Raw genomic sequence first — 9,607 nt, forward strand, 5'->3', positions numbered from 1 at the left:
CCGTACCCCCGTTCGACTCCCACCCCGGCCGGTCGGCCAATACTGTACTTCTGCAAAGCAGTTGGTCGATCGGAATACCCCAGCGCCGGTGCGCCCGGTGCTGGGGTGGCCCCATACCGGGGTTCCGGGACCGACCTCTTCGTTCCGGGGCCGTCGGCGGGCCTCGGGTCAGCGCCACCCGAGATCCGGTTCTCCGGGCTCAGCGCTACGCTGAGCCCGTGATGAGCAAAAGAGCGGGTGGACGGTGGCTCGCCGCCGCTTTGGCGGTCTCCGCGGTACTCGCCTCGGGGTGCGCGGACCCGGTCGATCCTGACGAACTGCCCGGCGTGTACCGCAACGAGGCGACCGGCGCCGAGATCGTGCTCGGCTCCGACGGGACGTTCTCCGCCACCGATGTGGCGATGGACGGGGTCTCCGATCCCGTCGACTTCAGCGGCGAGTGGGATTTCCACGACGACCAGGCGTCCAGCGACTTCGTCTACCTGTTGGTCGAGGACGGCGGGCTCGGCAGGATCGGCGGCGTCCAGCTCTACACGAGCGGCCCGGAGAAGGTGTACTTCAACACCGACCCGGACGGGCCGCCGACCCTGGAACTCACCAAGGCGGCCGCGCGGTAGGTCCTGCCTGCCGAGTCCGGCACGCGGCGGCACCGCGCCCCGCCCGCGCCGCCGAGCTTCCTCGGCCGGCGGGCGGCCGACGGAGAAGTCACACCTCGTCCGGGAGGGCGGCTTGCGCCGGTGCCTGCCCGGCGTGGGAAGGCGGGGAAGCGGGCGACTGCCGCAGCGGAACCTCCGCCCAAACGGTCTTGGTGAACGCGTCCCGCACCTCGCACCCCCAGCGCCGGGCGTACACCGCGACCAGGAGCAGCCCCCGCCCCGACACCTCGTCGGGTGGCCCCGGTTCGGCTGCGGGGTGGCGGGGGAGGCGTTCGGACAGGGTGTCGGTGACCTCGATCCGCATCACGGCCGGCTCGGACAGGGCCGGTTCATGCGAGGCGGACTCGTGCGCGGCCGGCTCGGGCGGCAGGAGCAGCGTCAGCCGGAAGTCCCGGCCCGGAAGGCTGCCGTGGGTGACGGCGTTGGCCGCCAGTTCGGCCGTCACCAGGGCGACGGCGTGCGCGGCGTCGCAGCCGTGCGGCAGGCCGGTCCACTCGGCGAACTGCTGCACGGCGAGCCTGCGCGCCAGCCGCGCGCCCCGCCGCGTGCCGCTGAGGCGGGTGCTGAACCGCGGTGCCCCGGTGGCCTGTTCGGCGGCCTGCCCGGCTGGGCGGTCGTTGGGGCGTGTGGTGGACCGCCCGGCGGCGGAACTCTGGTGTCGCATGCCGTAACCGTCCCGTCACACAAGGGCGTACGGCCAGGTCGGACCGCCGTACACGCCCGTGCGCGAACCCCTTGTACGGCGGTTGTACGGCCGCCGCCCGCGACCCGTCCGGCACCGGCTCGGTTCGCCATGGAGGTGCACCCGCGACGGACCAGGTCGGCCGCGACGGGTGGGCGGCGTTCGTCGCGCTCGCGGCCGGGCGCTGAACCCGGTCCCGCACCGCTGCGGCCCGGACACCGTCCGGGCCGCAGCGGTGTGAGCGGGCGGGGTTACGCGGCCTCCGTCTTCTCCCCGGAGGGCTCGGCGGCCGCCGCCGTCTCCTCCGGCCCGTCTCCGTCGTCCAGGACGATGCGGACGGTACGGCGTCCGTCGCCGGGCCCGGCCTCGGTCAGCCGGTCGCGGATGCGGTCGTAGAGCACGGCGGCCATCGCCCAGTCCGCGTCCACCTCCTCGCTCGCCTTCTCGCGGGTCTTCCAGAGGCTGATCAGGGCGGCGATGAGGGACGGCCCGGACAGGTGCGTCCACACCAGGCCGTGCTCGGCGTCCTCCTCGACCGTTCCGGGGACGCGGAAGCGCGGGTGACGCGCGGCCTGTACGAGCAGGAACTCCCAGGTGTCGCGGTGGCAGACCAGTTCGGCGCGCGACACCCCGGCGGCGTTCAGCAGCAGCTCCGCGTGCTCGGCCATCGGGTCGGGCGGCGTCCCCCGGTCGTCGTCCCGCCACCCCGTCCGCTGCCCGTCTGTGCCGTCCGCGTGGACGCCGTGGAGCCGCCGGCCGTCCGCTGCCGGGGACGCCGCTGTGCGGTCGGTACGGCCGGGGGCGTCCTCGGAACGGTTCCGGAGGGCCTGCTCGGCGGCCTTCTTCACCGCCCTCACGCGCTCTTCCGGTGTCTCCTCGGCCTCCCCGGAGGGAGCTGCCCCGGCCGTGGAATCCGGTACGCCGTCCTGCTCCCGCTCCATGCATTCCTCCTGTTGCAGGCTGTCCTCTGTCTCAGGGGCTTCGTCTGACGGGACCGACGGCTGCGCCAAAGGCGGGGCCCCGGCCGTCTCCGCCGTTCCGTCCTCCGCCTCACCGGTGTCGTCCGCCCCGCCGAGCTCGTCGGCGCCGGGGGAGCCCGGGGCGGGCGGTGGTTGTGCCCCGGTACGGCCACCGGTGATCTCCAGGCGCAGTTCGCCCAGGCGGCCGAGGATCTCCTCCTGCCGCCGTAGCTGCGTCTGGTTGTCCTCCTGGAGGATCCTGGTCCCGTCGGAGACGGCCCTCCGGAGCCTGTGGAGCTCTCCGCTCATCGCCTGCGACGGCGACTTCTCCGCCGCCTCGGCGAGCGTGGTGCGGATCTCCGCGATCTCGCGGCCGATCCGGCCGATCCCCTCACCGAGACCGCCGAGCCTTCCGTCGCAGGCGCCGGGCCCCTCTTTGGGCGGCTGTTTCCGCCTCAGCGTGAACCGCACGCAACCCCCTTGTCGCTTTGAGTGACGAGCCGATCCTTTCCCTGGGCCCGATCGGGCGACGCAGGCGTTTTCCGGCCAGGACGGTGCCGCGCCGCCGGTGTTGGCGGAACCTGCGGCCCCACGCTGGGCGGTTGCCTCCCAGCACCCCCGAAGGAGTGGTGGCCTGGACGTATGTGCCCCGCCCCTTCCTCGCGGTCCCGCGAAGCGGAAGGCGGCGGGCGGCGGACGTATGGCCGGGCCTGCGCCGGCCGTCGGCGACCCGTACAACGGCCTCTTGTACGGGCGTTGTACGGGTTCCGGGCCGTGCCCCGGCCCGCGCGGGCCGCGTTGGACATGGCCCCGGCGGTGACGGACGGCGGAAGCCGCCGGGGGCTCGGACGAGCGGTATGGACTTGGGGACGAAGGGGTGTGAGGGCGGTGCGGGACACGCGGAACGGCCGCGCGGTACGGGTGAAGGAGGACAGCGGCGACCCGCCGGGGGTGTGGTCCGCCTACGGCAGGTTGCTCCAGCACCTGCGCAAGCAGGCCGGGTTGAGCCAGCAGAAGCTCGGGGACGCCATCGGGTACTCGCTGGAGCAGGTCGCCTCGGTCGAGCAGGGACGGCGGCCCGCGAAGGCCGCGTTCACGATCGCGGCGGACCGCGCGCTGGGGGCGAGGGGAGTCCTGGAAGTCCTCCAGGACGATGTGGAGCGGGCCAAACTTCCGCGCTTCTTCCGCAACTTCGCGCTCCTTGAGTCGGAGGCGCTGAGCCGCTTCTCCTACGATCCGCTGCTGGTGCCGGGCCTGTTGCAGACGGAGGGCTACGCGCGGGCGGTCTTCGGCGGGCACTGCCCGCCGCTGAGCGAGGAGACCATCGACCAGCACACCGAGGCCCGGCTCAGCCGCCAGAAGCTGCTGACGCGTGTGCCGGTGGCGGAGCTTTCGTTCATCATCAGCGAGGAGGCGCTGCGCGATCCCGTGGGCGGCCCGGAGGTCATGCGCGGGCAGTGGCGACGTCTGCTGGAGGTCAGCGCGCTGCGGAACGTCGAGGTGCAGGTCATGCCCGCCGGGCGCGGATTCCACCCGGGGAAGAACGGTCCGTTCGTGATCCTGGAGACGAAAGAGCACCGGGACATCGGCTACTTCGAGTCCCAGGGCGTCGGGTGCGTCGTATCGGATACCTCCGAGGTCAGAGCCTTCTCCCTGCGTTATGGCAAGCTGCGGTCGCAGGCCCTGAACGTCGAGGAGTCTGCACGACTCATCGAGCGGCTGGTGGGAGAGACATGAGCGTGGAACAGGTGACCGGCAACACGGGTGAGCTGTACTGGTTCAAGAGCAGCCACAGCGGATCGGACGGTGGGGACTGCGTGGAGGTGGCCGCCGGGGCGGACGCCGTGTACGTGCGGGACTCCCAGGATGTCGAGCGGGCCACGCTCTGCTTCCCGGCCCGGAGTTGGGACGCGTTCGTCGGTGACGTCGGCGGCGGCTCCGCGCTGAGCGCCTGAGAGCACGGCCCAGGCCCGGGTGGTCCGGGCCGGCCTTGTGCGTGAGCGGGCACCGTCAGCGCGTGCGGTGCCCGCCCGTACGGCTCGGAGGACGGGCCCTGGTGCCCGGAGCCCGGCGTGCCGCCGGGGTCAGCGGTAGGCACCGAGGAAGGCGGCGACGCCGGCGGTGGCGTAGTGGTCCAGTTCGTCCTGCGTGTGCTGAGGTCCTCCGTGGAACATGGCCTTGTTCACGGGAATCCAGAGCAGCAGGCCGGAGAAGTGGTTGGCGGCCAGCAGCGGGTCGTCGGTCCGGAGCAGCCCCTTGTCGGACAGGTGCCGGAAGGTGGCCGCCAGCGTGTCGAGAACCCGATGGAAGCCCTGTTCGTACCAGGCTGCGCCCAGCTCCGGGAAGGTGTCGGCGTTGGCGATGATCAGGCGCCGCAGCTGGAGGACCTGTGGCTGGGTGAGGGCGGTCAGGAACTGGCCGGCGAGCCGGGTGAGGTTCTCCTCCAGCCGGTCGGCGTCGGCCGGGATGTCGGCCACCAGATCGATCATGGCGTCGATCCGGTCGGTGGTGGCCATGACGATCTCGGTGAACAGCTTCTCCTTGTCGGCGAAGTGTTTGTAGACGGTCTGCTTGGAGACCGCGGCCAGCTTCGCGATGTCGTCCATGCTGGTGCCCGAGTACCCCTTGGCCATGAACGCCTGCGTGGCGGCTTCCATGATCGCCCTGTGCTTGCGGGCCGACCGGCTCTGATCGTTCGCTTCCAAACCGACTCCTCTGACAGTACTGGACAGTCCAGTTCTGATGGCTCTATCGTAATGCCCGGATCAAGACCGGTACCAAACCGTCTAGTTCTCTTACTGGGGGAGACGCATCATGACCCACACCATCGAGGCTCCGGTGGCCGCCGCCGTCCCGGCGCCGCCCCGGTCGACGACCCGCACCCTTCTGGTGAGCGGCACCGTGGCGGGCCCGCTGTTCCTGGCCGGGGGTGTGATCCAGGGGCTGACGCGCGACGGCTTCGACTTCACCCGCAACGCGATCAGTCAGCTCAGCCTCGGCGACCTCGGCTGGATCCAGGTGACCGGTTTCCTGCTGACGGGCGTACTGCTGATCGCCGGTTCGGCCGGTATGCGCCGTGCGCTGCGCGATGAACCCGGCGGGGTGTGGGCATCTCGGCTGGTCGGCGTCTTCGGCGCGTCGTTCCTGCTGGCCGGCGTGTTCACCGCCGACCCCGGCGGCGGCTTTCCTCCGGGCGACCCCGCAGCCCGGATCACCTCACTGAGCGGGCACGGCGCCGTCCACATGGTCAGCGGCATGGTGGGCTACCTCGCCCTGTGCGCGGCCTTCCTCGTCCTGGCCCGTCATTTCGCCGCTCACCAACGCCGAGGATGGGCCATCGGCTCCCGTCTCGTGCCCCTCGGTGTCCTCGCCGGCTTCGCGGGCTCCTCCGCCACCCCGCTCGCCTTCACCGCCGGAGCCGGCCTGGGCCTGCTGTGGCTGGCCGCGGTCACCGCACGCCTGGCCAGGGCATAGGCAGTCCCCTCAACAGACACGACACCGCCCACGAGAGACAGGACACTGCGATGACCGCACCGGTGAAGGGCCCCGCCAGCTACTTCCCCTCCATCGAGAAGAAGTACGGCCGCCCGATCGCGGACTGGAAGCACCTCATCCGCGCCTCGCCCATGACCAAACACATGGAGCTCGTCACCTGGCTCAAGGCCGAGCACGGACTCGGCCACGGACACGCGAACGCGCTCGTCGCACACACGCTTGCCGAGGACAGCGGCAAGTAGCCCGGACGGAGGTGCCGTGGGGCCCGCTCGCGGTCCCACGGCGCGTCCGTGCCGCCGGTCACCGTGAGCACCGAGCAGACGGATGCGGCACCGCCCGAGGCGATGGGCGGCCACCGCCGGGCCCGGGTTCTGGCCCGGCTTCCGCGGAAGACGCCCGCCGCCCCGGCTGTACGGGTGCTGTACGGGCCCGTACTGCGGGGGCGGTCGGGCCGGGTGTGCCCGTGAGGAGGATCGGAACGGCCGGTGGCGACAACGGGCCGATCCCGGTTCCGGTTCGGTGAATCAGGCCGTCTTCGGAGGTCGACGGCCGGGGCGGTAACGGGTGTGGGGCCTCCGGGACGGGTGACCGGCCGCCCGCCACGTCCCCGGCCGCTACGTACCCCGGCGCAGAAGACGGAGGAGACCGGCCGGGCCCCACCCCCGAGGGGCCCGGCCGGAGCGTTCGCGGTACCAGCGGCGCAGGCGGCGCCGCTGGTGCCGGGACAGGGTGGAGTCGGACTCCAGCAGGTGCGCGACGAAGCGCATGGCGTCCGGGCGGTATCCGTCGGTCATGGGGCGGCCGCGGGCGTAGGCGGCGAACGCCGGGCGGTAGCGGTCGCCCAGGATGCGCGGCAGTTCGGGCGCGATCCCGGCGATGACCGAGGCCCGCTTGGCGACCAGCGCCCGGCGCTGCACCTCCAGCCGCGCGGGGTCGAAGCCGGCCGGCGCGGGACCGTCGGCGACCAGGGCGCCCAGCAGGGCGGTTTGGGCGGCGGCCAGCCGACGGCGGGCCGCGTCGGTGCCGGTGTCCGTGTCGGCGCCGGGTCCGGTGGCAGGGCGGGTGACAGGTCCGGCGCCGGGTCCGGTGACAGGGCCGGTGGTAGGGCGGGTGTCAGGCACGGGGGGCTCCCGAGGCCCGCGCCGCGCCCTCGAACACGCCCCGCACGGAAGCCAGTTCGGCGGCCAGCTCCTCCTCCGGAGGGAAGTCGTCGTCCCGCTCCAGCAGCACCCCCGGCGGATCGGTGCGCGCGCACAGTTCGGCCAGCAGCTCCAGCACGGGCTCCGGCACCGGGTGGGCGTGGCTGTCGTGCCACACCCCGTCGCGCTCCACACCGCCCGCCACGTGAACGTACGCCAGCGCGTCCAGCGGCAGGCCGTCCAGGACGGCCAGCGGGTCCTCGCCTCGGTTGACGCGGTTGGTGTGGAGGTTGGCGACGTCGATCAGCAGGCCGACGCCCGTGCGGTCCACCAGCTCGGTCAGGAACTCCGCCTCGCCCAGCTCCTCGCCGGGCCAGGGCAGCAGGGCCGCGATGTTCTCCAGTGCCAGCGGCACGGGCAGCGCGTCCTGGGCGATCATGACGTTCTCGCAGAGCACCTCCAGCGCGTCGCGGGTGCGCGGCACCGGCAGCAGGTGCCCGGCCTCCATCGCCGGTGCCCCGGTCCCCGGCCCCCCGGCCCGGACGAACGCGATGTGCTCGGTGACCAGCGGCGCCTCCAGCGCCTCGGCCCGGTGCGCCAGCGCCGCCAGCCGGGCGGGGTCGGGCCGCTGCGCGCCCCCGAGCCCGAGCCCCACCCCGTGCGGCACCACGGTGGTGCCGCGCTCGCGCAGCCGTACCAGCGCCGGCGGAAGGTGGTCGGGGCAGACGTTCTCCGCGACCACCTCCACCCAGCCGACGTCCGGCAGCGCCTCGATCGCGTCCGCGATTCCCGGCCGCCAGCCGATCCCCGTACCCAGTCGTGCCACGCCCGCCCCCCTCGACGGTTCCTCCCCGGTTCCTCCCCGTGTGGGGTTGTCATCTCCGGGCAGAGGGATCACCAATCCCGCGCGGCGGAGTTCAGAGCTTCACCTGAGCTTTCGCCGGGGCCCCACCCCGGTCCGTTCGCGGCCGCCGCCCGTGTGTCGCGCCCGCATCGGATCGCAGAACGACGAAAATCGGACCAGTCCTCCAGGGAGAGGTACATGCTGGAAAAGCTGCAGCGCCTACTGGGGCTCCGTACCGATCCGGTCATCTTCTTCACCTCGGCCGGGCTCACCGTGCTGTTCGTGGTCGCGGCGATCTCGCTGACGGAGCAGGTGGACCGGATCTTCGCCACGGCCTCGGAATGGCTGCTCACCCAACTGGGCTGGTTCTACATCCTGGGCGTGACGACCTTCCTGGTCTATCTGCTCTGGATCGCCGTCAGCCGCTACGGCCACATCCGCCTGGGCGCCCAGGACGACCGCCCGGAGTACAGCACGCGGACCTGGTTCGCGATGCTGTTCGCCGCCGGGATCGGCACGATCCTGATGTTCTGGGGGGTCGCCGAGCCGATCAGCCACTTCGCCGAGCCGCCCCAGCAGGGCGTCGAGCCGGAGAGCACCGAGGCCGCCCGGATGGCGATGGCCTACTCGCTGTACCACTTCGGCCTGCACACCTGGTCGATCTTCTGCCTGCCGTCGCTGACGTTCGCCTACTTCGTCTACGTGCGCGGGATGCCGTTCCGCGTCAGCTCGGTCCTGTACCCCCTGCTGGGCGACCGGGTGTACGGCACGGCGGGCCGGATCGTGGACATCGCGGCGGTGATGGGCACGCTCTTCGGCGTCGCGGTCTCCATCGGTCTGGGCACGATGCAGATCAACAGCGGACTGGCGCGGCTGTTCGGCCTGCCGGAGAACTCGCTGGTGCAGGTGCTGCTGATCACCGTGATCACCGCCATCGCCACCACCTCGGTGGTCTACGGCCTGGACAAGGGCATCAGGCGGCTGTCGAACATCAACATCGTCATGGCCGTCGGGCTGATGCTCTTCGTGCTCGCCACCGGGGCGACGCTGTTCCTGGCCAAGGGGATCATCGAGAACGTCGGCGTCTACCTGTCCTCGCTGGTGTCGCTCGCCTTCTGGAACGACACCTTCGCCGACACCGGCTGGCAGGGCACCTGGACGGTGTTCTACTGGGCCTGGACGATCACCTGGTCGCCGTTCGTGGGCATCTTCATCGCCCGCATCTCCAAGGGCCGCACGATCCGCGAGTTCGTCCTCGGCGTCCTCGCGCTGCCCACGGCCTTCACCATCGTGTGGTTCAGCGTCTTCGGGATGTCCGCCATCGACATCGAGATGAACGGCGCCGGCGGGCTGGTGCGGAACGTGGTGGAGGAGGGCGACATCCCCGGCGCGCTCTTCACCTTCCTGGAGAACTACCCGCTCACCACCTTCGTCTCGGCCCTGTCGGTGCTGATCGTGGTCATCTTCTTCACCACCTCCTCGGACTCGGCGTCCCTGGTGGTGGACATGCTCAGCGCCGGGCAGCGGGAGGAGGGCGGGCCGACGCGGCAGCGGGTGTTCTGGGCGATCACCGAGGGCGTGGTCGCGGGGACGCTGATCGCGGCCACCGGCAAGAGCGGCCTGGACGCGCTCGCCGAGGTGATCACGGTGCTCGGCCTGCCGTTCTTCGTCCTTGCCTTCCTGATGATGTACTCGCTGGTCCGCGCCATGCGCACGGACTTCCCCGAGCTCACCGGCCCGCCCGCCGCGCTGCGGCGGCGGATGGAGCGGGAGCGCAGGACGCGGGAGTGGGGCGCGGGCAAGCGGGACGGTGAGGGGGAGACCTCCGGGGG

General features: G+C 71.9%; 9 protein-coding genes and 1 pseudogene. 6 read left to right on the plus strand and 4 right to left on the minus strand.

Translation table 11 applies throughout. The annotated features are described in order from the left end of the window. The first annotated feature begins 221 nt into the window (after positions 1-221). The gene (locus tag L7D48_RS20815; RefSeq protein WP_237881282.1) at positions 222-617 is read left to right on the plus strand and encodes a hypothetical protein; all 396 of its coding nucleotides are present in this window, start codon (positions 222-224) and stop codon (positions 615-617) included. Between the two features lie 88 nt (positions 618-705). Here L7D48_RS20815 and L7D48_RS20820 read toward each other — a convergent pair whose 3' ends face one another. Both L7D48_RS20820 and L7D48_RS20825 read right to left on the minus strand, forming a co-directional pair. Next, on the minus strand, positions 706-1,320 hold the full coding sequence (locus L7D48_RS20820; protein WP_237881266.1) for an ATP-binding protein: 615 nt from the start codon (positions 1,318-1,320) through the stop codon (positions 706-708). A 269-nt stretch (positions 1,321-1,589) separates the two neighbouring features. Continuing rightward, positions 1,590-2,768 carry a hypothetical protein gene (locus tag L7D48_RS20825; protein ID WP_237881268.1) on the minus strand — a complete coding sequence of 393 codons (1,179 nt, stop codon included), beginning with the start codon at positions 2,766-2,768 and terminating at the stop codon, positions 1,590-1,592. Between the two features lie 417 nt (positions 2,769-3,185). On the opposite strand from L7D48_RS20825, the gene L7D48_RS20830 reads away from it, so the two are divergent. Then, the gene (locus tag L7D48_RS20830; protein ID WP_237881270.1) at positions 3,186-4,034 is read left to right on the plus strand and encodes a helix-turn-helix transcriptional regulator; all 849 of its coding nucleotides are present in this window, start codon (positions 3,186-3,188) and stop codon (positions 4,032-4,034) included. Next, positions 4,031-4,252 carry a DUF397 domain-containing protein gene (locus L7D48_RS20835; protein ID WP_237881272.1) on the plus strand — a complete coding sequence of 74 codons (222 nt, stop codon included), beginning with the start codon at positions 4,031-4,033 and terminating at the stop codon, positions 4,250-4,252. The genes L7D48_RS20830 and L7D48_RS20835 overlap by 4 nt, the downstream gene beginning before the upstream one ends. 129 nt (positions 4,253-4,381) lie before the next feature. Here the strand turns inward: L7D48_RS20835 and L7D48_RS20840 are convergent, their stop codons facing one another. After that, the gene (locus L7D48_RS20840) at positions 4,382-5,002 is read right to left on the minus strand and encodes a TetR/AcrR family transcriptional regulator (protein WP_237881274.1); all 621 of its coding nucleotides are present in this window, start codon (positions 5,000-5,002) and stop codon (positions 4,382-4,384) included. A 109-nt stretch (positions 5,003-5,111) separates the two neighbouring features. On the opposite strand from L7D48_RS20840, the gene L7D48_RS20845 reads away from it, so the two are divergent. After that, entirely contained in the window at positions 5,112-5,771 is a 660-nt protein-coding gene (locus tag L7D48_RS20845; protein ID WP_237881276.1) for a DUF998 domain-containing protein, read from the plus strand. A 50-nt stretch (positions 5,772-5,821) separates the two neighbouring features. Further along, on the plus strand, positions 5,822-6,034 hold the full coding sequence (locus L7D48_RS20850; protein ID WP_237881278.1) for a DUF4287 domain-containing protein: 213 nt from the start codon (positions 5,822-5,824) through the stop codon (positions 6,032-6,034). 372 nt (positions 6,035-6,406) lie between these two features. Here the strand turns inward: L7D48_RS20850 and L7D48_RS20855 are convergent. Beyond that, positions 6,407-7,757 (minus strand): annotated as a pseudogene (locus L7D48_RS20855) (DUF692 domain-containing protein). Positions 7,758-7,973: 216 nt separating this feature from the next. Here L7D48_RS20855 and L7D48_RS20860 point away from each other — a divergent pair. Then, positions 7,974-9,607, plus strand: a 1,634-nt coding sequence (locus L7D48_RS20860; protein ID WP_237881280.1) for a BCCT family transporter, incomplete at its 3' end; no start/stop codon positions are given.

This window comes from Streptomyces sp. ICN903, assembly GCF_022015835.1.
Lineage (GTDB): Bacteria > Actinomycetota > Actinomycetes > Streptomycetales > Streptomycetaceae > Streptomyces > Streptomyces fenghuangensis.